The 25,848-nt window shown below is 45.5% G+C and carries 28 protein-coding genes; 27 read left to right on the forward strand and 1 reads right to left on the reverse strand.

The features are described 5' to 3' along the window. The first annotated feature begins 217 nt into the window (after positions 1 to 217). The 26 genes from G511_RS0107235 to G511_RS0107360 all read left to right on the forward strand — a co-directional run bounded on the left by G511_RS0107235 (position 218) and on the right by G511_RS0107360 (position 23,641). Positions 218 to 1,141 carry an NAD-dependent epimerase/dehydratase family protein gene (locus G511_RS0107235; protein WP_028469053.1) on the forward strand — a complete coding sequence of 308 codons (924 nt, stop codon included), beginning with the start codon at positions 218 to 220 and terminating at the stop codon, positions 1,139 to 1,141. A gap of 277 nt (positions 1,142 to 1,418) precedes the next feature. After that, on the forward strand, positions 1,419 to 1,583 hold the full coding sequence (hemP, locus tag G511_RS24180) for a hemin uptake protein HemP (protein WP_084629035.1): 165 nt from the start codon (positions 1,419 to 1,421) through the stop codon (positions 1,581 to 1,583). A gap of 135 nt (positions 1,584 to 1,718) precedes the next feature. Beyond that, the gene (locus tag G511_RS0107240) at positions 1,719 to 3,641 is read left to right on the forward strand and encodes a TonB-dependent receptor plug domain-containing protein (protein WP_028469054.1); all 1,923 of its coding nucleotides are present in this window, start codon (positions 1,719 to 1,721) and stop codon (positions 3,639 to 3,641) included. 110 nt (positions 3,642 to 3,751) lie between these two features. Further along, positions 3,752 to 4,837: a hemin-degrading factor gene (locus G511_RS0107245; protein ID WP_028469055.1), complete on the forward strand. Its 1,086-nt coding sequence runs from the start codon at positions 3,752 to 3,754 to the stop codon at positions 4,835 to 4,837. Further along, the gene (locus G511_RS22065; RefSeq protein ID WP_036551568.1) at positions 4,837 to 5,721 is read left to right on the forward strand and encodes a heme/hemin ABC transporter substrate-binding protein; all 885 of its coding nucleotides are present in this window, start codon (positions 4,837 to 4,839) and stop codon (positions 5,719 to 5,721) included. Before G511_RS0107245 ends, G511_RS22065 begins: the two co-directional genes overlap by 1 nt. Beyond that, entirely contained in the window at positions 5,718 to 6,773 is a 1,056-nt protein-coding gene (locus tag G511_RS0107255; protein WP_051221673.1) for a FecCD family ABC transporter permease, read from the forward strand. The genes G511_RS22065 and G511_RS0107255 overlap by 4 nt, the downstream gene beginning before the upstream one ends. Then, positions 6,770 to 7,546: a heme ABC transporter ATP-binding protein gene (locus G511_RS0107260; protein ID WP_028469057.1), complete on the forward strand. Its 777-nt coding sequence runs from the start codon at positions 6,770 to 6,772 to the stop codon at positions 7,544 to 7,546. The genes G511_RS0107255 and G511_RS0107260 overlap by 4 nt, the downstream gene beginning before the upstream one ends. Positions 7,547 to 7,570: 24 nt before the next feature. Then, positions 7,571 to 8,164, forward strand: a complete 594-nt coding sequence (locus G511_RS0107265) for a c-type cytochrome biogenesis protein CcmI/CycH (RefSeq protein ID WP_028469058.1) — start codon at positions 7,571 to 7,573, stop codon at positions 8,162 to 8,164. Then, positions 8,161 to 9,975 (forward strand): ABC transporter ATP-binding protein, encoded by a 1,815-nt coding sequence (locus tag G511_RS0107270; protein ID WP_028469059.1) that lies wholly within the window; start codon positions 8,161 to 8,163, stop codon positions 9,973 to 9,975. Before G511_RS0107265 ends, G511_RS0107270 begins: the two co-directional genes overlap by 4 nt. 160 nt (positions 9,976 to 10,135) lie before the next feature. After that, on the forward strand, positions 10,136 to 10,891 hold the full coding sequence (locus G511_RS0107275; RefSeq protein WP_169565734.1) for a DUF3450 domain-containing protein: 756 nt from the start codon (positions 10,136 to 10,138) through the stop codon (positions 10,889 to 10,891). Continuing rightward, positions 10,888 to 12,252 carry a MotA/TolQ/ExbB proton channel family protein gene (locus G511_RS22070; protein ID WP_156905171.1) on the forward strand — a complete coding sequence of 455 codons (1,365 nt, stop codon included), beginning with the start codon at positions 10,888 to 10,890 and terminating at the stop codon, positions 12,250 to 12,252. The genes G511_RS0107275 and G511_RS22070 overlap by 4 nt, the downstream gene beginning before the upstream one ends. After that, positions 12,242 to 12,772 (forward strand): MotA/TolQ/ExbB proton channel family protein, encoded by a 531-nt coding sequence (locus G511_RS0107285; protein WP_051221675.1) that lies wholly within the window; start codon positions 12,242 to 12,244, stop codon positions 12,770 to 12,772. The genes G511_RS22070 and G511_RS0107285 overlap by 11 nt, the downstream gene beginning before the upstream one ends. Beyond that, positions 12,772 to 13,179, forward strand: a complete 408-nt coding sequence (locus G511_RS0107290) for an ExbD/TolR family protein (protein WP_028469062.1) — start codon at positions 12,772 to 12,774, stop codon at positions 13,177 to 13,179. Before G511_RS0107285 ends, G511_RS0107290 begins: the two co-directional genes overlap by 1 nt. Beyond that, positions 13,179 to 13,865, forward strand: a complete 687-nt coding sequence (locus tag G511_RS23780; RefSeq protein ID WP_051221677.1) for an energy transducer TonB — start codon at positions 13,179 to 13,181, stop codon at positions 13,863 to 13,865. The genes G511_RS0107290 and G511_RS23780 overlap by 1 nt, the downstream gene beginning before the upstream one ends. Before the next feature lies 1 nt (position 13,866). Next, entirely contained in the window at positions 13,867 to 15,072 is a 1,206-nt protein-coding gene (locus G511_RS0107300; protein WP_028469063.1) for a tetratricopeptide repeat protein, read from the forward strand. A gap of 24 nt (positions 15,073 to 15,096) precedes the next feature. Then, positions 15,097 to 15,819 carry a response regulator transcription factor gene (locus tag G511_RS0107305; protein WP_051221679.1) on the forward strand — a complete coding sequence of 241 codons (723 nt, stop codon included), beginning with the start codon at positions 15,097 to 15,099 and terminating at the stop codon, positions 15,817 to 15,819. After that, entirely contained in the window at positions 15,816 to 17,165 is a 1,350-nt protein-coding gene (locus G511_RS0107310; protein WP_028469065.1) for a sensor histidine kinase, read from the forward strand. The genes G511_RS0107305 and G511_RS0107310 overlap by 4 nt, the downstream gene beginning before the upstream one ends. Positions 17,166 to 17,499: 334 nt before the next feature. Further along, positions 17,500 to 18,144, forward strand: a complete 645-nt coding sequence (locus G511_RS0107320; protein ID WP_028469066.1) for a PepSY-associated TM helix domain-containing protein — start codon at positions 17,500 to 17,502, stop codon at positions 18,142 to 18,144. 11 nt (positions 18,145 to 18,155) lie between these two features. Beyond that, entirely contained in the window at positions 18,156 to 18,662 is a 507-nt protein-coding gene (locus G511_RS0107325) for a DUF2271 domain-containing protein (protein WP_028469067.1), read from the forward strand. A gap of 2 nt (positions 18,663 to 18,664) precedes the next feature. Next, entirely contained in the window at positions 18,665 to 19,498 is an 834-nt protein-coding gene (locus G511_RS0107330) for a DUF4198 domain-containing protein (RefSeq protein ID WP_051221681.1), read from the forward strand. Continuing rightward, the gene (locus G511_RS0107335) at positions 19,495 to 19,806 is read left to right on the forward strand and encodes a hypothetical protein (RefSeq protein ID WP_036551571.1); all 312 of its coding nucleotides are present in this window, start codon (positions 19,495 to 19,497) and stop codon (positions 19,804 to 19,806) included. Before G511_RS0107330 ends, G511_RS0107335 begins: the two co-directional genes overlap by 4 nt. Further along, complete coding sequence (locus G511_RS0107340; protein WP_028469070.1) at positions 19,790 to 20,299, forward strand: DUF6162 family protein; 510 nt, start codon at positions 19,790 to 19,792, stop codon at positions 20,297 to 20,299. Before G511_RS0107335 ends, G511_RS0107340 begins: the two co-directional genes overlap by 17 nt. Continuing rightward, positions 20,292 to 21,209: a metal ABC transporter solute-binding protein, Zn/Mn family gene (locus G511_RS0107345; protein WP_036551574.1), complete on the forward strand. Its 918-nt coding sequence runs from the start codon at positions 20,292 to 20,294 to the stop codon at positions 21,207 to 21,209. The genes G511_RS0107340 and G511_RS0107345 overlap by 8 nt, the downstream gene beginning before the upstream one ends. After that, positions 21,206 to 21,907: a metal ABC transporter ATP-binding protein gene (locus tag G511_RS0107350; protein WP_028469072.1), complete on the forward strand. Its 702-nt coding sequence runs from the start codon at positions 21,206 to 21,208 to the stop codon at positions 21,905 to 21,907. Before G511_RS0107345 ends, G511_RS0107350 begins: the two co-directional genes overlap by 4 nt. Continuing rightward, entirely contained in the window at positions 21,907 to 22,785 is an 879-nt protein-coding gene (locus G511_RS0107355) for a metal ABC transporter permease (protein WP_028469073.1), read from the forward strand. The genes G511_RS0107350 and G511_RS0107355 overlap by 1 nt, the downstream gene beginning before the upstream one ends. 40 nt (positions 22,786 to 22,825) lie before the next feature. Next, the gene (locus G511_RS0107360; protein ID WP_028469074.1) at positions 22,826 to 23,641 is read left to right on the forward strand and encodes a hypothetical protein; all 816 of its coding nucleotides are present in this window, start codon (positions 22,826 to 22,828) and stop codon (positions 23,639 to 23,641) included. Between the two features lie 6 nt (positions 23,642 to 23,647). Here G511_RS0107360 and G511_RS0107365 read toward each other — a convergent pair whose 3' ends face one another. Then, the gene (locus tag G511_RS0107365) at positions 23,648 to 23,887 is read right to left on the reverse strand and encodes a hypothetical protein (protein ID WP_028469075.1); all 240 of its coding nucleotides are present in this window, start codon (positions 23,885 to 23,887) and stop codon (positions 23,648 to 23,650) included. 359 nt (positions 23,888 to 24,246) lie between these two features. Between G511_RS0107365 and G511_RS0107370 the strand changes: the two genes are divergently transcribed. Further along, entirely contained in the window at positions 24,247 to 25,818 is a 1,572-nt protein-coding gene (locus tag G511_RS0107370; RefSeq protein ID WP_028469076.1) for an inorganic phosphate transporter, read from the forward strand. Positions 25,819 to 25,848 lie beyond the last annotated feature (30 nt).

Consider the following 25,848-nt stretch of genomic DNA (forward strand, 5'->3'; position numbering starts at 1 on the left):
GGCAATTAAATAAGTTATATAATCTAAAATATTAATAAAATAATCCACTTCTCTGTTAAATACTCACTTTTTACTAAAAACAACAAAGCGGCTCTCAATATGAGACTCGATATGAAAAAGTAGAGAATTCTATGTTTATAGATCGTTGATTTTAAAGAGATAAAAGTTGGCAGACGTTTTGCTCTTTCTTATAAAAGACTAAAACAAGGAGCGCATAATGAAATATCTCGTAACAGGAGGGTGTGGCTTTATAGGGTCGCATCTGTGTGATGCACTGGTAGATGCGGGGCATCAAGTCAGAGTGCTTGATGACCTGTCTACTGGTGTACAGGATAACCTTTCATCAGGAGTAGAGTTTTTATTGGGTAGCGTCATCGATAGGGAGCTGGTCAAAACAGCAATGAAGGGGGTTGATGGTTGCTTCCATTTAGCTGCCGTGGCTTCTGTTACATGTTCGATTAACGACTGGGTAGGTACTCATTGCAATAATCAGCAGGGCACAGTGAATTTATTGGATGCTGCTAGAAGAAATGGCGAAACGCCAACAATACCCGTGGTTTATGCGTCATCAGCTGCAGTATATGGTGATAATGCAGCAGTGCCTTTAAATGAATCGTCGATCCCTAGGCCCATTAGCGCATACGGCGCCGATAAGCTGGGCAGTGAGCATCATGCGCGTGTTGCTTGGTTGGCGCATGGTGTCTCAACTGTGTGTATGCGGTTTTTTAATGTGTATGGTCCACGACAGAATCCTAAATCTCCGTATTCGGGTGTCATCTCAATTTTTATTGACCGTCTTTTGAAAGGCCAACCGTTATCAATTCATGGCGATGGTAAGCAAACCAGAGATTTTATTTATGTGGCTGATGTCGTGCGGTTTTTGATAGCAGCCATGCATAATCAAAAAGGTGAAGCATCCGTTTACAACGTCTGTACAGGCCAACCCACATCAATCTTGCAGTTGGCAAAAACCTTATCGATATTATCGGGTTGTGATCCACAGCTAAACAAAATGACCTGCAGGCAAGGGGATATTGTTGAGTCGTTGGGGGAGCCGCAAAGAGCCAATAGGCGCTACGGCTTTGCAGCAGAAGTTACACTGGGTGATGGCTTAAAATTTATGCTAGAGGATATGGCTTAATGATTAGCCGATGTAGCATTGGTAATGCCTTCAACCAAGCAGGAAGGAGTATTGTCATTGTGTGCTTTATTTCACCAGCTTCTAGGTAAACAAGGTGGCAATATTAATTACTTATAGGGTCAAGGGTGAGTGTTTCAAAAAGCTAAGCGAGGTACATATTTTTTATATGCTTGACTAGACCATGGTTAGAAATAGTCAATTCACAAGGAAGTTTTTTTGACATTTAAATATAAATGAGTATGATTCGCATTATCTTTTATGATTATGAAGTAATCACATGGAACAGATAGATGCTCTGCAGTCTAGGAATGAGGTGATCAATTTACGTCAAGTTTCTAGCCAAGAATTGTTAAAAAATCAAAAAGAATTATTGATTATACATAATGGACAACTCTACCACTTACGGGAAACACGTAACGGAAAATTGATACTCACAAAATAGCTTTACCCTCAAAGGCCTTTTGCAAGCCACCTTCGTTTAGATACAGGCAGCCAGCTACCGCCGATTGATTTTGACCACGATTATTTTACACAAAACTAATAGTCGTTCATTAACCAATAGCCGAAGTAGACTGACATGAAAAAAACACTCCCGCTGATCATTGCTGCAATGATTTCTGCGCACGCTCAAGCCGACACCCCAGCTATACAAAACACGGTTGTAATTGCCGCCAAAGCCCCGGTTACCGCTAAAAACTTTGCCGGTTCCGTTAACATCGTAACGGCTGCAGATATTGAGCTAAGTGGGGCTAATAACCTACTAGAAGCGATTGAGGGTTTGCCCGGTGTGTCTGCCAGTAATGTGGGTGGCGGCCGTAATGGGATCAGTATGCGTGGTATGGAAACTAACCATACGCTGATTCTTGTTGATGGTCGTCGTGTAAGTGATACCGACACCAACGTGCCATTCTCTGATTATCAATTCAATTGGGTGCCCGTGCAGATGATCGAGCGCATCGAAGTGATTCGTGGGCCGATGTCTAACCTCTATGGCTCGTCTGCTCTGGGTGGCGTCATCAATATAGTGACTAAAAAAGCCGGTGGGAAATGGAGCACTTCGGTAACGGCACAAGGGCGCTCAACTTCGTCAGGAGAGGGCGGAGATGAGAAAGCCCTTATTGTTACCGCTGCAGGCCCGTTGGGAGAAAGGGCAGATTTGGCATTCAGTATAGAGCAGCGCAATGAAGATGCTTTTCGAAAAACGTTTCTTGGTGGTAATTCAACAGCCACTCAAGAAGGTAAAGAGATCACTAACCTTACCGCAGACCTAGGTATTTATGTTGGAGAAGAAAGCCATATAAATTTGAGTTTGATTACTGGTGAAGAGGAACGAAAAAGCTTCCCTGATACGCTTTACTACGATATTGAACGTTATCAAGCTGCTGTTGATTTTTACACAAAGGTAGGTGAGTTCGATGTGAAGGCTCGTGTTTATCGATCGGATTCACAAAACCGTTATGTGGCCAGTAATTACTTTCATAATTTGACTGAAGATGTGGTGTCTGTCGATGTAACCGGAGAGTTGACTAGTGGCCATCAGCTAATCGCAGGTGTTGAGTACTCCTCTGAAGAGTATGAAAAAGACTATGTTGCAAGCTCTAACAATGACTTTGCAGGTGACTTCCAAGCATGGTCTCTATTTGCGCAAGATGCAGTCGATCTGGGAGATGATTTCACACTAACGTTCGGTGGGCGTTACGACGATCACCAGCGCTTTGGTAGCAAGTTTAGCCCTAAAATATATTTGGGTTGGGACGTATCAAATGAGCTGCGATTGAAGGCAGGGTATGGAGAAGGTTTTAAAGCACCGGCAGTGCGAGAAGCGTCTGATGCCTATAGCTTTACCTACGGTTACCCAACAGGCCCCGGTATGTTCCGTATGAATAACTTTTTGGGCAATAGCGACTTAGAGCCAGAAACTAATAAATCAATAGAGCTGGGTGCTGTTTATAGTAAAGACGCGCTGACCGCGGGGCTAACAGTGTTCCGCAATGATGTAGATAACCTGATTGAGGCTCAACAGATTTCCAGTGTTACGTCAGGAGGTACTACTACGGTAACAAGCCGTTATGAAAATGTTGAAAATGCACTGATTACGGGCCTTGAAGCAGAGCTAGGGTATAGCTTTGCTAGCGGTTTAGATGTCGGCTTTAACTACACCTTCCTTGATCACGAAGACGAAGACTCTGGTAATTGGCTGACTAATCGTTCTCGTCATGAGGCGGCGCTTAAATTGACCCAGCATGTATCTTCAATCGATGCGAGTAGCCAGCTTGCGGTGCGTTATGTCGGTAAGCAATACACCGATGCTGCCAACACGGATGAGCGTCCAGGTCACACCGTTGTTGATGTGACCTTACGCAAAGAGTTTAACAAACACTTCACTGCTCGTGCAGGTGTCTACAACCTATTTGATGACCTAGCAGCAGACAGTGATGACAACGGTTCTCACACTGAGGTGAGCCGTCAATTTGGCCTGAGCTTGACGGGTACCTTCTAAATAAAAATTTGTTAGTAAGCATAATCACAAGAAAGCTGCGCCGTGGTGATATAAGGCATTGGTGCAGCTTCCAAAAGCCTTCCTAAAAGTAAGTAAAAAGCGAGAAAACTATGAGCAATCTGGACAATCTATTTCAGCATGATGCAGACGAGTCGCCGCTATATATTCGATATAAGGGCTTACTAGCGACGGATCCTAAGTTGCGTCGTCGCGATCAAGCCGCCGTACTGGGTGTAAGTGAAGCCGCAATGGTTGATCAGCAGTGTGGTATTCAGCGCGTACGTTTGAATAACCAGTTTGCTGAGTTAATTCGTCAGTTGCCAGATCTAGGCTACATCATGACCCTGACCCGCAATGAGCATTGTGTACATGAACGTAAGGGTGTTTATGAGAACGTGCGGATTACAGGTCCAATGGGTCTAGTGATTGCTAAGGATCGCAAGGTGGATCTGAGAATCATTCTAAGTCGTTGGGCATTGGGTTTTGCCGTACGTGAAGATACGCCTCGTGGCGCGCGTTTCAGTTTTCAGTTTTTTGATAAAGCCGGTGTTGCAATCCAAAAGATATTTTTACAGCCCGATAGTAATGAAGAGGCTTACGCTGAATTGGTGGATAAATACCGGGCAGAAGATCAGAGCACAGCTTTAGCGTATGAGGCGCTGACAGATGTCCCTGTTTATGTTGAAGATAGAGAAGTCGATCGTGATCAGTTAGTAGATGAGTGGGCTGCTATGACCGATATTCATCAGTTTTTTGGCATGTTGCGTCGCCACAAGATAAGCCGTGAACAGGCATTTCGAATTGTTGGCGGGCCATGGGCGTTTCCATTTGATACCTCTCAACTGGAAGTGTTGTTGAACACAGCGGCGGGTCAAAAGTTGCCAATTATGTGTTTTGTCGGCAATCACGGGAATATTCAGATTCATACCGGCCCCGTAGAGAATATTAAAGTCATGGGTCCTTGGTTAAACGTGTTGGATCCTGAATTTAATTTACACCTGCAGCGTGAGGGCATTACGAGTGGTTGGTTAATCCGTAAGCTAACGGAAGATGGCATGGTGACGTCGCTTGAACTCTATGATGCCGGTGGTGAAACCATTGCTCAGTTCTTTGGTGTTCGTGAAGAAGGTAGCCCTGAGAATCAGCAGTGGCGAAAACTGGCAGAAAGCATGCTGAGTGAAGAGCAAGCCGCCTGATGAGACACATTACGTTGCAGTCCGTGCTGAGCGCGGCCATAACTTCGGCAGTGTTGTGTAGTGCTCTTTCTGTCTCTGGTGTGCAGGCGGCACCAGAGCGTATTGTGTCCGCCGATGGTGCTCTGACCGAAATCGTATATGCATTAGGCGAAGAGCGGCGCTTAGTTGGGGTGGATACAACGTCGTCTTATCCAGCAGCTGCCACTAAGTTACCGCAAATTGGTTATAAACGTGCAATCTCAGCAGAGGGTGTACTGTCATTGTCACCTGATGTGATCATTGCTACTCAGGACTCGGGGCCGGATAAAGTGGTGGAGCAGTTAAAAGCGGCGGGGGTTGATTTTCGTGTATATAGCGAAGCACCTTCACTGGTTGCTGTAGAAGAAAAAATCATGCATGTCGCTGCGCTGCTGGATAAACAGGTGGAAGGTAGCCAGTTATGGGCAGAGGTTAAGCGTAAAGTTGAAGATGCCAAAGCACAGGCGGTTAAAGCAGAGCAGCCATTACGTGTCTTGTTTGTGCTCAGTGCGGGAGATCGTTCGCCTTTGGTGGCCGGTGGTAATACCGGTGCAGATACCATGATTCATTTGGCAGGAGGGCTGAATGCCGTTGCAGGTTTTGATGGCTACAAACCTATGCCGGCAGAAGCGTTGGTAGCAGCGCGCCCCGATGTGATTTTAATGATGGCAAGGCAAGGTCATACCGTGAGTGCTGATCAGCTCTTTTCACAGGCCGGTTTCGCAATGACTCCCGCCGCAAAAGGTAAGCGATTGATCACTATGAATGGCCTTAAGCTGCTGGGTTTCGGCCCGCGTATCGGTGAAGCCATTAGCGAGTTAACTGAGGCGCTATACGGTGACTCTAGTGTTCAGGTTGTGCGATGAATTTGCAGCATGAAATTCGGGGGCAATGGACGCTTGGGTTACTTGGTATCTTACTGCTATCCACGTTAATCATATCCGTGGGCGTGGGTCCTATGTCTTTGTCGATGTCGGAGTCCTTGCAAGTTGCCATTGCTCGTTTGGGGTTGAATGAGCTGAGTGTTCCTCAGCATGTTGTGATGGTTGTTGAGTCGATCCGCATGCCGCGTACTATTCTTGGTATGTTGGTTGGCGCCGCATTAGCGGTTAGTGGTGCAGCTATTCAAGGTTTGTTTCGTAACCCCTTGGCCGATCCTGGGTTGATTGGTGTGTCTGGCGGTGCGGCTTTTGCTGCAGTGGCCAGTATTGTACTGGGAGGCAGCGTCTTAAAGCCCTTACATGATCTGTTGGGAATTTATAGCCTGCCGATGATGGCATTTTTGGGTGGATTTATAACGACTTTGTTAGTGGCTTGGATAGCTAATAGTCGTTTTGGTACCTCTATCACTACCATGCTGTTGGCGGGGATTGCGATTAATATCGTTACGGGTTCAGGTATTGGTATTTTTACTTATATGGCAGACGATGCCATGTTGCGCACTCTTACGTTTTGGCAAATGGGCAGTTTGGGTGGAGCAACGTGGGACAATGTAACCGCCGCCGCAACAATGATTGCTGTGGCCGTGGTGCTTATTCTACGTTATGCAAAAAGCTTGAATGCACTGTTGTTGGGTGAATCAGAAGCGCGCCATCTGGGTGTTGATGTCAGCCGTATTAAGGTGCGTGTGGTTTTGTTGTCTGCACTGGCTGTAGGGGCGGCAGTTTCTGTCTCTGGAATGATTGGTTTTGTTGGGCTGGTGGTGCCGCACATTGTGCGAATGAGCCTGGGGCCTGATCATCGTTACTTGTTACCTGCTTCGGCGCTACTCGGTGCTTTATTTCTGTTGTTGGCTGATATGTTATCACGCATCGTGATAGCACCGGCTGAGCTGCCTATCGGATTAATAACAGCCATAATCGGTGGCCCATTCTTTATTGGGCTGATTATTCTGCAAGCGCGAAAGGGGGGCTTATGAGTTTTTCTGTAAGTCATCTTAGCCTTAGTGTAGGGCGTAAAACGCTACTGAATAACGTGGATTTTAGTATTAGCCCAGGCGAGCTGGTCGTGGTATTGGGACCTAATGGTGCGGGCAAATCATCCTTGCTAAAAGTGATGTCTGGTGAGTACAGCTTCTATGAAGGTGACCTACAACTTAATGGTGCTAGGTATTCACGTTTACCGATTGGTGATATAGCCCGCATGGTGGGGGTATTGCCACAATCGTCGCAGCTTGTGTTTCCATTTTCAGTCTCAGAAGTCGTGATGCTGGGGCGCTTGCCGCATAGTTCTGGGCGAGCACGAGATGTGGAAATAGTGAAACAAGTGATAGATAAAGTAGATATGACTCACTTAATGGATGCTTCTTATCCCTCTTTGTCGGGTGGCGAAAAGCAGCGAGTGCAGTTGGCTCGTGTTTTGGCTCAAATTTGGGAAAGGTCTGTATTCGGTCCACGTTATTTATTGTTGGACGAACCCACTTCGGCACTTGATGTCGCTCACCAGCAACTCACCTTGCAGCTGGCGCGTGAATTAACTGAACAGGGGATTGGTGTGATGGCAATTTTGCATGACCTAAATCTCGCGGCTCAGTATGGTGACCGTATTGTTATGCTGCAGCAAGGCGAAATTGCTGCACAAGGCGCAGTGGAAGAGGTGCTTGCCCCAGAATTGATTCGCCAGCTGTTTTCTATTGATGTATCGATCATGCCGCATCCAACTTCACAACGACCTATGGTTGTAATGCTCTAAAAAATATCAAAAGGAAATGTTGATATGTCATATGCAAATAAAGTTTCTCCTGGCGTTGTTACTGCACTTATCTGCTCTACCAGTATTGGTATAGGCGCGAGTATCGGGGTTGCATTAGATAACTTGCCAGTTTGGCTTGTGGTGGGAGCTTGTGCAGGATCCGCTATCGGTGGCGCTCTTCTAATTAGCGGGCGCCTTAACCGCTTTATTTTTGTATTGCTGCTCACCGCAATCAGCTCTGTCTTATTGGTCTCGCTGAGTTATGCCAATAGCGGGCGCGTGATTAAAGTAAATCTGAGTGTTCAAGAAGGGGTGGCGTTTAGCCAAGATTGGCCGGTATTTGTCTATGCGTCAGCACCGGGCAGTAAATTGCCATTGAGCTCTACTCGAGTAAAGCTGAGTGAGTTGCCGGCAACGCTTGTGCTCACTGAAGCGATGTATGTCTTGCCTAATATGACCATGAAAGGTCACAAAGAATTGGTTGTGACCGCTAAGGTGTCTTCTAGCAGTGATGTTCATGAAACAGGCCCCGAAGATACTTACAGCTTAAGTTCAGTATTGCAGTTCTCTGGACCAGAGAAGCGTACCGTAGCTTTGTTAATCAAGGCGGCAGAATGAACGCATTTTCATCAAATGCTGAATCTAACAGAGAAGTTCCCGTTTATAATTGGCAGTATATTCGCAGTATTGCATTAGAGCATAAGCGTGATCTAGTGGTGGCAAATCTGATTGCTGTTTTTGCAGCAGCGGCGCTAGTGCCTTTGCCCTTGCTTATGCCATTGCTTGTTGATGAAGTGCTACTTAATCAACCTGCAAAGATGGTGGCTCTTGTTAATGGATCAACACCACAAAACTGGCACGGCCCGTTGCTTTATGTGGGGGCTATATTACTGCTGACGTTGTCATTGCGTTTAGTGGCGTTGCTATTGAACGTCTGGCAGGCACGAAAATTTACGCTGATAGCCAAAGAAGTTACTTATCGTATGCGCAGCGCAATGTTGCAGCAGCTACAGCGAATTTCAATGGCGGAGTATGAAAACCTAGGAAGCGGCAGTGTAAATGCTCATTTTGTCACAGATTTAGATACAGTTGATAAGTTTATAGGATCAACTGTCAGTAGGCTACTCGTGGCCATATTGTCGGTGCTAGGTACTGCATTTATTCTGTTATGGATACATTGGCAGTTAGCTTTATTTATTTTGCTAATGAATCCTTTGGTTATTTATGCGACTCGCTTGGTAGGCAAGCGAGTTAAGCACTTAAAGACGAAAGAGAATAAAGCTTATGAACTGTTCCAGGGGTTGCTGACAGAAACACTAGATGGTATTCAGCAGCTGCGGGCTGCCAACCGTGAAAAACACTACATTGATGAGCTGCGAGGCAGTGCTAAACAAGTGCGGGATAATGCAGCTGCCTTTGCCTGGAAAAGCGATGCGGCAGGGCGGTTTAGCTTTAGTTTGTTCTTGCTGGGTTTTGAGTTGTTTCGTGCTGTTGCTATGTTGATGGTGGTATTTTCCGACCTCAGTGTGGGAGAGATGATGGCTGTATTTGGTTATCTCTGGTTCATGATGGGGCCGGTGCAAGAAATTTTAGGAATTCAGTACAGTTGGTATGGTGCCAAAGCTGCATTGGCACGTATTAATCGCCTGATGTCGTTGACACAAGAGCCTTATTATCCGCCGTATAAAGATCCTTTTCGCGATCGCAATACAGTGAGTATAGAACTAAGAGACATTCATTTTGCTTACCAAGCAGATAAGCCAATTCTTAACGGTATATCTCTCAAAATCCCTGAAGGCCAAACAGTAGCGCTAGTCGGGGCCAGTGGTGGCGGAAAGTCTACCTTGGTTCAGGTGTTGTTGGGCCTATATCCAGTCAGTCTGGGGCAGGTTGCTTATGCGGGTGTCCCGGTTCAAGAAATTGGTTACCAGCAGGTTCGCGAAAACGTTGTCACAGTGTTGCAACACCCTGCTTTATTTAATGGCAGCATTCGTAGCAATCTGGGTATGGGGCGCGAGTTTGAGGAAGATAAATTGTGGAAGGCTTTGGACATTGCTCAACTAAAAGAGTTTGTGCAAGGGTTGGAACAGCAATTAGATACTGCTGTAGGGCGCAGTGGTGTGCGTTTATCAGGTGGTCAGCGGCAGCGTTTGGCTATTGCTCGCATGGTGTTATCTGACCCAAAAGTTGTGATTTTAGATGAAGCAACCTCTGCCCTGGATATGGAAACAGAGCAAAAGCTTCATAGTGCATTATCTACGTTTCTTTGCGGGCGAACCACGCTGATTGTGGCACATCGCTTAAGTGCGGTGAAGCAAGCCGACCATGTGTATGTTTTTGACGGTGGTTATATTGCTGAGCAGGGCAGTCATGAGGCATTAATTGGAGCTGATGGTTATTATGCATCGCTCTATAGCAAAGCCGTTTAAATAGTTTAGTTTAGTTTGAGTGCTATCCAGCCTTCTTTGGATGTTTTGTCATTGATCTAGGGTTTGTAATAAATGTAAAGATGTTTGATTCAGTATTGTCATGATATAATAATCATTCTCATTTGCATTACTATTCGGATTTGATTCAATGATGTCTTTTATGAAATTCTGTCATTTGTTAGGGCTGTTGATACTTGCTTCGCAGGCATTGCAAGCAGGCCAGCTTACCAGCGGTGAAGTAAAAACAACTAAAGGCCATGCGGGAGCGCAACAGTCCCAGCATCGTATTGATAACATTGATGTTGCGATACAAGAAGCTCGTGCTGAATATCTTGATAATGAGCGCATGGCGGATGTGACCGATGCTTATAATCGTCAGATAAGCTTGTTGGTTGAATCTCAACAGCGTGAACTGACTGACCTTCAAGAGCAGTTGAAGTCGATAGAAGAGACCGATCAAGCGGTGCTACCGATGTTGAATCGGATGCTGGATACCGTGCAGCGTTTTACCCGTATCGATTTACCTTTTTTACCAGAAGAGCGTAGTAAACGGCTCAATAAACTTGAAGGTTTATTGCTGCGTGCTGACGTAAGTGTAGCTGAGAAGTATCGTCAGATTGTTGAGGCTTATATGGTTGAGGTTCAGTACGGGCAGACCTTTGAAGCTTACAGTGGCGGGCTTGATGAAGGCGGTAAGCGACGTCAGGTTAATTTCTTACGGTTGGGGCGTACGGCACTTTACTATCAGACATTAGGAGGTCAAGAAAGTGGCCTGTGGTTGCAAGGTGAAGAGCGTTGGCAGTTATTAACAGAGGAGCAAAACCTCTCCCTGCGCAAAGCTATACAAATTGCATTACAGCAGCAAGTTCCTAGCCTTATCGACCTTGCGTTACCATCGCCGGAGGCTCGGTCATGATCAAGAAAGTTCTACTAACCATTGCTTTGTCCCTCAATGCAAATATGGCAGTAGCGGCTGCCAATGCCTCTGTCACTCTCGATGGACTGCTGCAGGAAGTGCGTGAGTTTACAGCCACAGATCGTAGCCTTAATAAGAAGCGAGAGCAGTTATTTAATAGTGACCTGAAGCAGCAAAAGAGTTTGCTGCTTCAAAGTCAGCAAAGATTGAAGAGTGCGGAAGCTGAACAAGAGAAGTTAAAGACATCCTTTGACGCCAACGATGTGAAGCTGGCTGAAATCGCTGCGCTTATTGAGCAGCGTTCTGGCCAATTGGGTGAGGTATTTGGCGTAGCTAAAGAGGAGGCGGGCAAGTTGCGCTCCTTACTTGAGGACTCGTTAGTGAGTGCCGAGCGTCCAGGTCGGGCAGAGCAGCTTGCTTTTGCCGAGCTGAATAGAGTGCCTACGCTGAAAGAACTAGAAACACTCTGGTATCAATTGCAGTTAGAAATGACAGAGTCCGGGCGTATTAGTCGTTTTCAGGCGCCTGTTGTAGCCGTTGATGGTCATTCTAAAATACAGGAAGTGGTACGTTTTGGTTTGTTTGGTGCCGCCAGCAAAGATGGTGAATTCCTTAATTGGAATGTTTCACAGCAAGTGCTTTCGGTGTTACCTACTCAGCCCGCTGGCGCTCGATCTTCACTGCTGGATTATTTAGCCGGTAATTCAGATGAAGTGACTGTTGATCCGACCCGAGGGGGGTTATTTATGCTGTTGGACCGCGAGCCCAAACTGCTGGAGCGTATTCAGCAAGGGGGGGAAGTTGGTTATCTCATTCTAGTGCTCGGAGCGTTAGGGCTGCTGGTGGCCTTTCTACAGATGATATTAATGCTGCGTAATGAATTTCAGATTCGTACCCAGCTGCGCCATGGTTCTGAGTTGAATTCGAATAATGCGTTAGGGCGAGTTTTATTGTCTTTGCAAGGGCAGGATCTATCAAATGAGCAGCGTGAGCTGAAGGTCGATGAAGCAATTTTGCAAGAGCTGCCTAGGCTGGAACGAGGCCAGAGCTTTATTAAATTATTGGCAGCAGTTGCACCTTTACTAGGGTTGCTAGGGACTGTTATCGGTATGATTGCGACATTCCAAAGCATTACTTTGTTTGGAACGAGTGATCCTAAACTGATGGCTGGAGGGATTTCTCAGGCATTGATGACCACTGTATTAGGCTTGGTTGTAGCGATCCCGTTATTGTTTTGCCATAGCTACTTGGCCACAAGGGGGCGCCGTCTTACACAAGTTTTGCAAGAAAAAAGCTTAGGCTTGCTGGCAGAAACAACAACGTCTGATTCAAACATAGGCGCTTTTGACCGTGCTGCCTGAGCTGCCCAGGATGCATGACTGGCTGTTCGCTTTGGGGCAGTTTTTTCAGACGGGTGGTTGGGTTTTATATCCGATCTTATTGGTCAGCATGCTGATGTTTGTATTGATCATAGAGCGCCTGATCTATCGTGGTTTTAGTTATCCGGTAGAGCGTCGTGACACACTGTTGGCGTTAGCGGCTGAGCCGCTGGCGCAAAGGCGTTTAAGTTTGGCCTGTGACTTGGATTTAGCACTGAAAAGCCAGTTTTCACTTATTAAAACCCTCATTGCTTTGTGCCCCCTAATTGGTTTGTTGGGGACAGTCACTGGGATGATTCAGGTATTTGACAGTCTAGCGCTATATGGCACTGGTAACCCACGGTTAATGGCGGCGGGTGTCGCCAGTGCTACTTTTCCTACGATGACTGGTATGGCTGTTGCCGTGTCTGGCTTGTTGTTTCATAACCGATTATCTCGTTGGTCAGAGGCTGAGCGACAGCAACTGCGATTGGCGTTGAGTCGGAACCAGAGAATACTGTAATGCGTCAACGATTTAATTTATCTCAACAGCAGGACGATGCTGAAATCAACATGACGCCCATGCTAGATGTGGTATTTATCATGTTGATCTTTTTCATTGTTTCTACCTCCTTTGTTCGCGAGTCAGGTATCGATGTGAATCGCCCAACCGCTGATAGCAGTGATGCTCAAAATAAAGCGGCGGTGCTGATAGCGATCTCCTCTGATGATGATATCTGGCTTGACCGTAAACCATTAGATATACGCATGGTGAGGCCCGCGATTGAGCGGCTACGCAGCGAGCAATCAGAAGTTAATGTGGTAATTCAGGCGGATGAGCAATCCAGTACAGGCCAGTTGGTCAGCGTCATTGATCAATTACGTCTGGCAAAAGTGCAATACACGGTTGCTACTACAGGTGGGGAGTAATGATTACTCGGACTTTGGTCTCGGTCCCTTTGGCGTTCTTATTGTCATTACTGCTGTTTTATACCTTGGCACTGATCACTCGTATGGGAGATGGCCTGGCTGATGAGCGGCAGGTTAACCCCAACCTAGATTTTTCAATGCACGTTCAGGAGTCGGAAATAGCACTTCGTGAGCGACGTTTACCGGATGAGCCTGAAGAGTTAGTGCAGCAACAACCCGCAATGCCGCAGGTTAAAACTGAGATGGCATCAACACTTAATGCGTCGTTACCTGATATTAGCATTCCGGATATCGACGTAGGTGTGAAGTTGTCACCATCGTTTAGTAGCTTGTCTTTTCCGGCTCCGGCGGTATCAGTGAATACCAATGTCACCAGTTTAGCGATGCCCACACCGATGATGACCATAGATACGAATCCAACGGTTATGAGCCAAGTGCCGCCACGTTATCCGCAGCGTGCGCTTCGTCGACGACAAGAAGGACGGGTATTAGTGGAATTTGTCATTACTGCGACAGGTACGGTGAAACCAGGATCAATGAAAGTTATCGAATCTATCCCTAAAGGGGTGTTCGATAAAACAGTGTTGCGTTCAATGCAGCGATGGCGCTTTAAAACCCGTTTAGCAAATGGGCAGCCGTCTGAGTATCGGGCTCGTCAGGAATTGGAATTCAAACTGGAGAAGTAATATGCGTAACCTTCAGATAATGCTTTTTTTGTTATTGTTACCGTTGTTTTCAAATGCTCAAGAGCAGCTGTCTCAGCGTGATTTTGCATTGCTCAAACCTGCGTTTGAAGCGATTGATGAGGGTAAGCTTAAAGTCGCTCAGCAGCAGTTTCTTAAGGCAAAAAAACAGGTCCGTAGCAGCTATGCTAAGGCGCTACTGTTATCAAACTTAGGTCAACTTGAATTGCAATGGCAGCGCTATAGTAAGGCACTACCCTATCTTACTCAGGCTTATCAATTAAAAGCTTTACCGGCCGAGCAACAGGTCGGTCTAGGCCACACGCTAGCTCAAGTGCACTGTGTCAAAGAGAAATGGCGCTCTTGCATTCGCTATATGAATCAGTGGATCCCCGTGAGTGCCAACAAAGTTACAGGCCAAGATTATTTGATGCTGGCGCAGGCTTATAGTCAGCTAAACCAGTGGAAAAAAGTAATTCAACCGATTACTACTGCAATCAATAGTCGCTCTGTTGCTCCTCAGAGTTGGTTTCAGCTGAAAGTGGTCGCTTATATTCAATTAAAACAGTGGTCACGTGCGATAAAAGCCCAGCAGCGACTGCTTAAACACTATGCCGCAAAAGGTGATAACTGGAGACAACTGGTGTCCTTACAGTTACAGGCGGGTAGGCATAAAGCGGCGTTGGCGAGTCAGCGAATGGGGTATGAGCGTGGTGTTTTAGTAGACGCTGCCGACTACCGCTTGTTAGCACAGATGTTGGTACAGGCGAATATCCCTTTTTATGCTGGCCAAGTGCTCGAGCAAGGTGTGAAAAGCGGCACACTAAAAGCTAATAGAAAAACACTACAGCTGCTCAGTGATTGTTGGGTAAAAGCACGTGAGGCAAAAAAAGCCGTTGCTGTATTGGTGCGTTTAAATCGCGCTTCTCCGTCTAATAAAAGCTTGCAACAGCAAGCACATATGCAAATGCAGTTACGCGACTGGCGTTCTGCTGAATTAACACTGCAACAGTTAACAAAACGATCCAAGGCGGAACAGTCTGAAGCTCAATTGTTACTGGGTATTGTAAGAATAAAATTGAAGCGCTTTCACAAAGCGCGACAAGCATTATTGCTGGCAGCAAAGAGTAAGCGACAGCAACCAGCCGCAGAAAGTTGGATGCGCTACCTTGAGCAGATTCAGCCTCCGCAAATGATGGGAATGAGTTAATTAAGTGAATAAATCGTGCACATTATGAATGCTGAAGCATCAGCCAATAAGCCGTTTCAACCAGCGCGCATCCTGTTGATTGAGGATGATAAAACCGTAAATGATAGCCTAGCAGATGCCTTGCAAAGTCGGGGCTATCAAGTACGACAATGTTTTGATGGTCGTGACGGTCTTTTAACCGCTATTAACCAGTCGTTTCATTTGATATTGCTGGATAAATTACTGCCAGTGATTGATGGGCTAGAGGTATTACTAAGATTGCGTCAATACCGTGATACGCCGGTTATTATGTTAACAGCATGTGGTGCGGAGCAAGATAGGATTGATGGCTTTAGTAGTGGCGCTGATGACTACCTGCCCAAGCCTTTTAATATGACCGAACTGCAATTACGCATCGAAGCGCTCCTGCGACGAAGCATGCGCCTGATGGAAGACGACCCGTTGGCACCTGAACTGCTTAGAGATGGTGTTTTACAGCTCGACGCTGTGTCTCAAACCGCTTGCTGTGCAGGAAAAGAGATTAATTTAACGCCGATTGAATACTGCTTACTAGAAGTGTTTTTACGCCAGCGAGATGAAGTGCTATCTAAACCTTATTTATATCAGTTGGTACTTAGCAAGCCTTTTAGTCGCTATGATCGTAGTTTAGATATGCATATCAGTAACTTGCGAGCTAAATTGGTTAAAGTGATTCCTGAGAAAAAGCTCATTAAAACAGTTCACGGTAAAGGGTACTGTTACCAATGAGCCGTCGTTTTTTTTGGAAAATGGTATTGGGTTTGTTAGCGGTATCACTCATGTTGTTCTCTGTAGCGCATGAGGTTTCTTACCAAGTAACGTCATGGATGACTGAGATTAAACCGCAGCACCGCCAATCCCTTATTAATTATTCAGAAAGGGCGGAGCAGGCTTATATTAAGGGTGACTCAGAAGCGTTTTTGGAGTTAACAGAAGAGGTGGAGAGTAGTCTTGGGGTATGGTCTGCTGTAAGAGATGCAGATGGAACCTTGCACTCTAATAAGCCCTTGCCTGAAAGCTTAGCTGACAAATTGGGGTTTCAACGTCAGGTTGATTGGCCTGTACATACCTTTATGGACAAAGTGTTGATTGGTTTTCCTTTGTCGCAAAAGAAGTCGTTTATTATCGAGCTCCCGAAGGCTATGCACCCCAGACCCAATACCTCTGTCGTTCATACGCTGCTGGCAATGGTTGCACCTTCACTCATGCTGATGTTCTTTTGCTGTTTACTCTATCGCTACCTAATGCGGCCTCTTGAGGCGTTGAACCAGGCGACCTTGAAATTGGCGGGAGGTTGTCTTGATGCGCGCGTAGGGCCGCAAATGCCCAAGCGGCGTCGTGATGAAATTACACAATTAGCTTCCTCATTCGACAGCATGGCGGAGCGTTTACAGCGTTTAATTAACTCGCAGCGCCAATTATTGGGTGATCTTTCTCATGAACTGAGAACACCGCTAACGCGGATTGAACTCGCTTTGGATCTGTGCCGAGTTGATGAGCAAAAAGCATTAATATTACTGCCCAGAATCGGCCGTGAAACAGAATTGATGCAACAGTTGGTTAGTGATGCTTTAACGCTAGCCTGGTTAGATGGTAAGCCTCAAATCGAGTGTGTTGATAGCTTTAATTTAGCCACACTATTAGATCTGTTATGTGAGGACGCCAGCTTTGAGTACCCAAATCACAAGGTTGTACGTGACTATGAGATGGATTGTCCTGTAGAGCTCAGTAACCAGCGTGCATTAGCGCAGGCGATCGAGAATGTGTTGCGTAATGCTCTAAGGTATTCGCCACCTAATACAGAGATTACTTTGCGTTGCCAGCTAAGGGCTGAACAGTTTTTTCGTGTAGAAATTCTAGATCAAGGAGAAGGTGTTGCAGAAGAGCAGCTGGAAAAAATCTTTGAACCTTTTTTCCGTACAGATAAAGCACGTACTCGAGAACAAGGAGGCGTAGGTCTTGGTTTAGCATTGGTAAGGCGGCAAGTTGAGGCAGTGGGAGGGAGTGTGTACGCCTCAAATAATAATCCTAAGGGGCTGCGAGTGGTGCTGGAGTTTCCATGCTCTGGTTTTTAGCTTAGCAGCGTGTAAAGAATGTAAATTAAATCGATACTCTAACAGCGATAATTAAAATGATAACGATTGTCATTTAGATTGAGTTGCGAGAGTTCGATGAGCAAAAAAAATTTACCATGGATTACTACAATTACCAGTCCATCGTTTTTCCTGAATGATGTAGATCTTGCATTGAAAAAAGAAGGTGGTTTGAATCGCGGTCAATCACCTAGCAATAATCGTCCTTCAGCTTCTTATGTTCTTTGATTATGGGCACTGATTTTTTTCCCCTTCGACGAAGTGGTAGTGGGCAGCGTTGTGGAGAGTGCCATCAATTTACATGGCGTGACGAGAGATGAAGCAGCGCTTTATATCAAGTGGGAAAAAGCAATCAAAGGCTAGGTATGGTCAGCGTGTTGCTCGCATGTTGCATGTGTACACCTCGCTGCTGATGTTAATCATTATGCTGTTTTTTACTCTAACCGGATTGACCTTAAATCATCGTGACTGGTTACCCGATGCGCCGACACCAGAGCGAGTTGAGCTGGTATTACCTTCAATGTTAAGTGATTCAAGTGTCTGGAGGCGCTCTCCGATAGATCATGCTGAACAGGTACGCCGCTGGTTGGTTGAAGAGCATAACCTTTACGGCAATCAGGTTAGCTATGACTGGCAGGAAGATGAACAACTAATGTTAATCGATGTGAAGCGTCCGGGTGGTTATAGCCTAGTTGAAGTGCTTCCAGCAGAAGGGATAGTGCTATTGGAGCATCAGTACTATGGTGCCACTTCGGTATTGAATGATCTACATATGGGGCGTAATAGCGGTGCTATATGGAGTGTGTTTATTGATATTTCAGCCTTGCTAATGCTGCTATTTACCTTGACGGGCTTTTGGTTGGTGATACCGCAGAAAAAACGCCGGATGCGTCTGTTTTCGCTTGCAGCTGTTGGGGCTTTTGTCATGTTTCTTGGTTATAGGGCGGTGCTGGTCTTTTGAATGAGGTATGTATGAAGCGCATTATTTTATTGCCATTGCTGGTTGGGTGTTTGTCTATCAGCACGGCTCAAGCTGAGCCAGTTAGTGTTGAGCTGCAACTTCCAGTTATTGGTTCGGGCCAATATAAACGGCCCTTTGTTGCCGTATGGGTTGAACGTAAAGGGGAGCGTAAGGCCTTACAAACGCTAGCGCTATGGTATGACGATAAGAAGTGGCTTAAGGATGTCCGTCGATGGTGGCGTAAAGCTGGTCGTTACGAGATTGCAAAAGATAGCGTGAGTTTTGATGGTGTTACTGCGGCGACTCGAGCACCGGGTAAATACACCATCAAGTGGGATGGGCGTAACAAAGACGGTGAGCTACTCAGCGGTGCACACCTTATTTATATGGAATCAGTACGTGAGCATGGGAACCGCACGCTGTTGAAACAGGAAGTGCACTTGGGTGATAGACCACATCAATATGAAATAACAGCGGGCACGGAGTTAGGGCCGGTTCAAATTAAGGTTGGAGAGTAACAATGAGAATGATCAAACAGCGACTGGGTTACTTGGCGTTAGCGAGTAGTGTTTTGTTGGCAGGAGCGTCTGCTTCTGTTCAGGCACACCCGATGTGGATATTGCCCAGTGAGTTTTCTATTTCTGGGGACGCTAGCCAGTGGCTAACCTTTGATGTGACTGCGTCGCATGCCGTCTTCGGGTTTGATAAAGGCGTGTCTGCCGATAACATTGAAGTAACCTCTCCTGATGGCGACCAGAACCGACTGGGGAGCTTTTTTAAGGGGCATCGCCGCAGCGTATTTGATGTGGAGTTAACTCAAGAAGGAACCTACAGGGTTCAAGGGCAGCGCCCACCATTCTACTTCACAAGTTATAAATCGGGTAAGCGTGATACACCAAAGCGCATGATGGCAGATAAGATTAACGCAAAAGACAAATTACCTGCTGATGCGCGTGATATTAAAACCGAACTCATTGATATGTCAACGGTCGTTTATGTCAGCCGTAATGCTCCAACCGATACTGTATTTAAACCAAAGGGAAAAGGCTTAGAACTGACACCGGTAACGCATCCTAACGATATCGTTCGGGGTGAAGAAGCTAGCTTTATATTAAGCCTACATGGTGAGCCAGTAGCAGGGGTAGAAGTAGAGATCACACCAGGGGGCACCCGTTACCGTAATGATCGTAATAGTATTAAATTAACCACGGATGCTAGCGGTGAGGTTAATTTCACACCAAAGCAAGCGGGCCCTTGGCTAATGTACGCAGCACTTGCTGCTCCGTCTGACTCTCCGTTGGCTGATGAAGTGTGGTCTGGGCGCTATCTGACTTTTGAAGTGATTTTAGAATGATCTTGAGCAAGTGGTTGCCCGCGATATTACTCACCGGGTTACTACAAAGCACAACTGTGTATGCGCACTATCCGTTGATGTTTTGTGAATCAAATCTAGAGGTGATTAGTTGTGAAGTAGGTTTTACCGATGGCAGTAAAGCCATTGGTAAAGTCGTACGCCTATTTGATTATGATGAAAACCTGCTACAAGAAAAGAAGTCAGATAAGTTTTCTAAAGTAGAGTTTTCACGCCCCTCAGGGGAGTACTACCTGCAGTTTGATTCTGGGCATGAGTTTCCTGTGGAGGTAGATGTTGGTGAACTCTGAAGGCTATAGCGAGCGTGTTACGCCAGATAATGGTCGCAAGGAAACTACGGGGGTATTTTTAGCAATTGTCGTGATCTTGTTGTTGGGTGGTTTTTGGGGTTCTCAAAATCAAGTAGATGTTACGCCGCCACCCAAGCATCTGAGTTTAAGTGTGATAGAGAAAGCTGTTCTGGTTGCGCTAATAAATGCCGGAGACGAGATTCTATTTATGGCAGAAAACGGAGATTCTCTTCCTCAAATAGATGAACTAATAGCCTCTGACCTGCCTCCTTTTTCATCACAAATACAAGATGTTGCGAGCTACCGCTGGCAACAGTTAAAGGGTTGTTATTTGGGCATACCAGAACGTGCTGAGTCGTCAGCTCAGTTTATGTTGACGTTTGATGGAGGGATCAATGTCTACTGGTCTTCTTTAGTCACTGCTGTTGAGCACACACTAGAAACAAAAAATTGTCACCCCGATGCAAGTTGGCAGGTATTTAACAATGCGTAATTTTACACTTCTCTTGGTGCTGCTAGCGAGTATGCCGGCTGTTGCCGATAAATTACGCGTGGGTATTACTTTGCATCCCTACTATAGCTATGTCAGTCACGTAATCGGTGATCGAGCAGAGATCGTACCTTTAGTGGACGCGGGTTTTAATCCCCATAGCTATGAGATGCAGCCAGCAGATCTAAAGCGACTAATGACTATGGATGCCTTGGTTGTTAATGGTATTGGTCATGATGAGTTTGCTTTTCGTGCGTTAGACACTCTGCAAAGCCAGCTCGGTGAAGGAAGCAACCTCACAGTCATTAAAGCTAATGCTGACGTACCATTGTTAGCATCCGCTAATAGCCAGGGAGCTTGGAACCCGCATACTTTTGTTTCTATCAGTGCGGCCGTCCGACAGGTTTATTCGATTGCACGTGAGCTTGCCAAGCTGGACCCAGATAACGGCCGTTATTATAAAAAAAATGCCGTTCAGTTTGCCCGTGATATGCGCAATATGAAAAAACGTTACGCAGAACAATTATTCGGTCTGGATCTTAAGGGTATCCGTATTGCTAGCACTCATAATGCCTATGGCTATTTACTTCAGGAGTTTGGTATTTCTATTGATACCGTTATTGAGCCTGCTCATGGAGTAGAGCCCAGTGCTAGTCAGTTGCAAAAAACCATCGATAGGATCCGTAAGGCGGATGTTCAGGTTTTGTTTACTGAGCTTAATATGGATAACCGATATGTGAAGATTATTGAGCAGGCAACGGGTATCCGTATCTATCACTTTTCTCATATGACCTATGGCGCATACGACCGTGACCAGTTCAGTCGTGAGATGGAGCAGAATTTAAGAACACTAGTGTTGGCATTTCGACAATATGCTGGAAACTCAGCAAGTATAGCGGGAGGCTCTCAGTGATCGGCCCCTCAATTATGCTTAAAGATGTTGGCCTGACCTTAAATGGCAACTGCATACTTGCACCCATCAATGCAGAGCTTGCGGCAGGAAACTTACACCTATTGATTGGCCCTAACGGTGCTGGAAAAACCTCATTGCTAAAAACAATGCTGGGCTTACAACCGCATCGTGGAGAGGTCATAAGGTGCTGGCCTGATAAGAAAAATGCTACTAACAAGCCTGCATATATACCTCAACAACCGCTATTTGATGCAGTGCTTCCCGTTACTGTGGCAGATTATTTAATGGCAAGTATCAGTAAAAGGCCCTTATTTTTTAGACAGTCTTCGACAGTATTTGAGCGTGTACATGCGTTGTTACAGCAAGTGGGAATGGATGATAAGCAGCAATTGCAGTTGGGCGAATTGTCCGGTGGCGAACGACAGCGCCTGATGTTTGCACAGGCATTACATTGGGACTCACCTTTATGGTTTATGGATGAACCTCTGTCGGGCTTGGATGGAGAAGGGCAGGAAATCATTATGGCGTTGATAAACCGTCTTCGAGCAGAGGGGCGCACCTTAGTTATGGTGCATCACGATATGGATTATGTACGACGTTATGCCGATAACTTATTGCTGATCGATGGTGGCCTGAAGGCCACGGGTAGTGCAGAGCAAGTGTTAGGTCGCACTAATCTGACCGCTGAGGTTGCTTGATGGAATTCATACGTAGTTATTTATTTGAATTACAAGCCAGTGGGTATTTACCTGAGATGTTTCAATATGGTTTTTTAATTAATGCCTTAATCGCAGCACTTATGATTGGCCCCTTACTGGGCGGGATGGGCAGTCTGGTCGTGATTAAACGATTAGCTTTTTTTTCTGAGGCAGTAGGCCATGCTGCATTAACAGGTATTTCGATAGGTATTCTATTAGGAGAGCCTGCGTCACATCCTTTTGCGGCATTGTTTAGTTTTTGTCTTATATTTGCCTTGTTATTGCACTGGGTTAAGAGTCGAACTGCTGTGCCTTATGATGCACTGGTCGGCGTTTTCTTAGCCGTCGCTATTGCTATGGGAGCCGCGTTATTACTCTATGTTGCCCGTAAGGTGAATATTCATATCCTAGAAAACGTATTGTTTGGTTCCATCTTAACGGTTCAAGATATTGATCTGGCCATTCTAGCCTTGATCGCAGCGCTTTGTATTTTGGCTATGTTAGTGTTTGGTAATAGGGCGCTAGTAGCTACACTTAACCCTGAGCTTGCTCGTGTTAGTGGTATTAATGTACGAGTTTATGACTATGTGTTTGTCGTGTTAATTGCATTGATTACCGTAGCCGCAGTAAAGATTGCTGGAGCCATTTTAGTGGGAGCTATGTTGCTGATACCAGCGACCACAGCGCGCCTTGTTACCCGTAATGTGATGCAATTTTTTTGGACCAATATTCTACTTTCAACCCTTTGTTGTATCGCAGGCATTTTATTGCCAATGGCTTTTGATCTGCCGCTTCCATCGGGTGCCTCAATTGTGTTGCTTGCAAGCGTTGGGTTTATTGTTGCGGTACTGGTAAATAGATTAAAAACAATGATTTAAATTTATTTTTTAAAGTGATGTAGTTGATGAGTGTTTATAAATGAAGCTATTGTGGCCAACGCTAACTCTTGTGTTTTTATTCGTTTTTCAACCTTTACAGGCCGCTGACAAAACTAGGATCGCTACTACATTGCCTATCTCTCAAGCGCTAGCTGAGAGCCTTTTGATAGGTACCGGTATTACGCCAGTTTATCTTCCTCCGTCTCGATTACCGGTTAAGCGTATTGCTAACTGGTTACAGCATAAGAGTGGTCAACGTATTGAGCACAGTAGTCCGTATCAGGCTGTGATTACTGTGGAATCAATTTGGCCTCGTTATCGCGTGTACGGCAAATTACGTAGCCAGAATATACGCATAGTGCCAATTGATATTGCGAGAGAGCTTGATATACCTGGAAGCCAGATAAGTCTTAGTGCCGATCCGGTACGACAGCAGGATTATTTTTGGTTAGCCCCTGATAACTTGCTGGTTATGTCGCGTATTCTTGCACATGACTTGAGTCGTCTCTGGCCAGAAAAATCCGAAATGATACATAGTAACCAACAACAGTTACGCCTACAGGTTTTAAATTACTCATCGCAGCTGGATCAGTATTTGATGAGTGAAGGTCCGATGGCTATCTGTGTAATGAGCCCCGAACTTAATCCACTGGCTCAAGCTTTGTTCTTGCCTATAGAAGAGAAAGGTGGCTGTAGTGATGGGGCATTACAGTTGCTTAAGTATGAAAATAATAACTCTGAAAACACTAATAGCCAATGGAGTCTTGATGCTGCTGAAAAACCGCTAAAATCAGGTATAGAGGCTTGGCTGAAGATGAATATTAAAGCACTGGCTAAAGGGCTAGAAGGTGGTTAGACATTATTAATCTTCAACAGACTCATCAAAACTAAAACTTGGCACATTCGCTTTAGCGATAATAATTAACACAAAACCCGTTGTGAAAAAGAAAAAAGCAGAGGCCATATAGCTGGCAGAAATGACATCTTCCATACCTAGCTCTTGCGCTTTAATAACAAGCATTACAAGACAGAACACGCAAAGTAATTCGCTGATAATACCTGCGACCAGAGAGGTTTTTTGTAGAAAGCCTTTTTTCTTCATGAGAGTGCTGCTGCCTAGTCGGAAGGTATGAGTGTTGATCATATCACTTAGGTTGTGCGAGTAAATCCCTCCGTGTATAGATGCCCGTTATATATTTGAAAGAAACAGTGCTTAAAGCGTTTAGCGCTACACAGCAAAGACCAGATTAATGATTCGTGAAAAATGTACTTTATATTACATAATAATGACAAAAAAACGACACAAATCATTGATAGAAGCCCTGAATGCCGTTACCGTTCCGGTTATGCCTAAAAAGCAATGTCAGTATGAATTTTAAGCGTGTTTGAACCGACAAAGTTTGGGTCGGTTAGGCATTATTAACTTGTAACAATAGTAACTTTTAAGCAGGTAATGGTTTTATGGATATTAACAACCTTCATCATTTAGAAGCAGCCTCTGGCCATGGGCGTAAAGAGCTTTTTCGAAGTGGAACGGCGTTGCTTTTTATTGTGGGCATCATGCTGTATACAAGCCGGATAGGAATGGATAGCACAGACCATGTAATGCTCGTGGTTGCCGCTATGATCGGCGGGTACATGGCGATGAACATTGGTGCCAATGATGTGGCTAACAATGTAGGGCCTGCTGTAGGCTCAAAAGCATTAACAATGACCGGTGCTATTTTAATAGCGATCATATTTGAAGCCAGCGGCGCTTTAATTGCTGGCGGTGATGTGGTGAGTACCATCAAGAAGGGGATTATTGATCCCTCTCTTATACCCAGCAGCCAAACGTTTATTTGGTTAATGATGGCGGCGTTGTTGGCCGGTGCTATTTGGTTAAACTTAGCCACTATTGCAGGTGCTCCGGTTTCAACTACACACTCAATAGTCGGCGGTATATTGGGCGCGGGTATTGCTGCTGGCGGATGGGAAATAGCCAATTGGCCACAGCTTGGCAGCATTGCGGCAAGCTGGGTTATATCTCCTGTTTTTGGCGGAATGATTGCCGCTGCATTTCTCTTATTAATTAAGCGAACGATTACCTATCAAGACGATATGATTGCGGCAGCTAAGCGTATGGTGCCATTATTGGTTCTCTTTATGTCATGGGCGTTTAGCACTTACTTAATGATGAAAGGCTTTAAAAAGATCTGGAAGGTCGACTTGGTAACCGCTTTATTGATAGGTGCGGCTGTTGCTGGCGTTGTTTATTTTTTGGTAAGACCACTTATTCAGCGCGCTGCCGATCTTCTCAGCAACGATAAAGAGAGCGTTAACAGTTTATTTACAGTGCCTTTGATTTTTGCGGCTGCACTCCTAAGTTTTGCCCACGGCGGAAATGATGTTGCCAACGCCGTAGGTCCATTAGCGGCAATCAATGATGCGGTTTTAAGTGGCGGGCTTGCAACAAAAGCGTCTATACCACTCTGGGTTATGTTGATTGGGGCCGTAGGTATTGCTATAGGGTTGGCGCTCTATGGACCAAAGCTCATTCGTACTGTAGGAAGTGAAATCACTGAACTGGATAAGATGCGCGCTTTTTGCATTGCTATGGCTGCAGCCATTACGGTGATTATTGCTTCGCAACTAGGCTTACCCGTTAGCTCTACGCATATTGCTGTAGGCGGTGTTTTCGGTGTTGGTTTTTTGCGAGAATTTTTAAAGGCAAGCTACACTGAAATGACCATAGAGATTATGCACCATCATGAAAATGATAACCCTGTAGAAGTAGAAGCCTATCTAGCTGAGTTTGGACAAGCATCCATTAAGACAAAAGGGGAAATGTTACAACAGCTTAAGAAAAGCTCTAATAAAGAGCATTTATCTAAAAAAGAACGCAAGGAGCTGCGTAAAGTCTATAAAACAGAGTTAGTAAAGCGCTCAGCACTGCTGAAAATTGCCGCTGCTTGGGTTATTACAGTACCTGCATCGGGTGTGATGGCGGCCATAATTTACTTTACTATCAGAGGGATGATGCTGCCACAGTGATGGCTTTCAGAGTCTATTATTAGTAATAAG

Origin of the sequence: Neptunomonas japonica DSM 18939 (assembly GCF_000422765.1) — a bacterium.
Lineage (GTDB): Bacteria > Pseudomonadota > Gammaproteobacteria > Pseudomonadales > Balneatricaceae > Neptunomonas > Neptunomonas japonica.

Coding starts and splice junctions, on each gene's coding strand:
- G511_RS0107260 (WP_028469057.1), top strand. CDS start 6,770: ATGAGTTTTTCTGTAAGTCATCTTAGCCTTAGTGTAGGGCGTAAAACG.
- G511_RS0107305 (WP_051221679.1), top strand. CDS start 15,097: ATGAATGCTGAAGCATCAGCCAATAAGCCGTTTCAACCAGCGCGCATC.
- G511_RS0107320 (WP_028469066.1), top strand. CDS start 17,500: ATGAAGCAGCGCTTTATATCAAGTGGGAAAAAGCAATCAAAGGCTAGG.
- G511_RS22070 (WP_156905171.1), top strand. CDS start 10,888: ATGATCAAGAAAGTTCTACTAACCATTGCTTTGTCCCTCAATGCAAAT.
- G511_RS0107310 (WP_028469065.1), top strand. CDS start 15,816: ATGAGCCGTCGTTTTTTTTGGAAAATGGTATTGGGTTTGTTAGCGGTA.
- G511_RS0107265 (WP_028469058.1), top strand. CDS start 7,571: ATGTCATATGCAAATAAAGTTTCTCCTGGCGTTGTTACTGCACTTATC.
- G511_RS0107240 (WP_028469054.1), top strand. CDS start 1,719: ATGAAAAAAACACTCCCGCTGATCATTGCTGCAATGATTTCTGCGCAC.
- G511_RS22065 (WP_036551568.1), top strand. CDS start 4,837: ATGAGACACATTACGTTGCAGTCCGTGCTGAGCGCGGCCATAACTTCG.
- G511_RS0107355 (WP_028469073.1), top strand. CDS start 21,907: ATGGAATTCATACGTAGTTATTTATTTGAATTACAAGCCAGTGGGTAT.
- G511_RS0107340 (WP_028469070.1), top strand. CDS start 19,790: ATGTTGGTGAACTCTGAAGGCTATAGCGAGCGTGTTACGCCAGATAAT.
- G511_RS23780 (WP_051221677.1), top strand. CDS start 13,179: ATGATTACTCGGACTTTGGTCTCGGTCCCTTTGGCGTTCTTATTGTCA.
- G511_RS0107330 (WP_051221681.1), top strand. CDS start 18,665: ATGAGAATGATCAAACAGCGACTGGGTTACTTGGCGTTAGCGAGTAGT.
- G511_RS0107300 (WP_028469063.1), top strand. CDS start 13,867: ATGCGTAACCTTCAGATAATGCTTTTTTTGTTATTGTTACCGTTGTTT.
- G511_RS0107365 (WP_028469075.1), bottom strand. CDS start 23,887: ATGAAGAAAAAAGGCTTTCTACAAAAAACCTCTCTGGTCGCAGGTATT.
- G511_RS0107275 (WP_169565734.1), top strand. CDS start 10,136: ATGAAATTCTGTCATTTGTTAGGGCTGTTGATACTTGCTTCGCAGGCA.
- G511_RS0107335 (WP_036551571.1), top strand. CDS start 19,495: ATGATCTTGAGCAAGTGGTTGCCCGCGATATTACTCACCGGGTTACTA.
- G511_RS0107360 (WP_028469074.1), top strand. CDS start 22,826: ATGAAGCTATTGTGGCCAACGCTAACTCTTGTGTTTTTATTCGTTTTT.
- G511_RS0107270 (WP_028469059.1), top strand. CDS start 8,161: ATGAACGCATTTTCATCAAATGCTGAATCTAACAGAGAAGTTCCCGTT.
- hemP (WP_084629035.1), top strand. CDS start 1,419: ATGGAACAGATAGATGCTCTGCAGTCTAGGAATGAGGTGATCAATTTA.
- G511_RS0107245 (WP_028469055.1), top strand. CDS start 3,752: ATGAGCAATCTGGACAATCTATTTCAGCATGATGCAGACGAGTCGCCG.
- G511_RS0107325 (WP_028469067.1), top strand. CDS start 18,156: ATGAAGCGCATTATTTTATTGCCATTGCTGGTTGGGTGTTTGTCTATC.
- G511_RS0107255 (WP_051221673.1), top strand. CDS start 5,718: ATGAATTTGCAGCATGAAATTCGGGGGCAATGGACGCTTGGGTTACTT.
- G511_RS0107345 (WP_036551574.1), top strand. CDS start 20,292: ATGCGTAATTTTACACTTCTCTTGGTGCTGCTAGCGAGTATGCCGGCT.
- G511_RS0107370 (WP_028469076.1), top strand. CDS start 24,247: ATGGATATTAACAACCTTCATCATTTAGAAGCAGCCTCTGGCCATGGG.
- G511_RS0107235 (WP_028469053.1), top strand. CDS start 218: ATGAAATATCTCGTAACAGGAGGGTGTGGCTTTATAGGGTCGCATCTG.
- G511_RS0107290 (WP_028469062.1), top strand. CDS start 12,772: ATGCGTCAACGATTTAATTTATCTCAACAGCAGGACGATGCTGAAATC.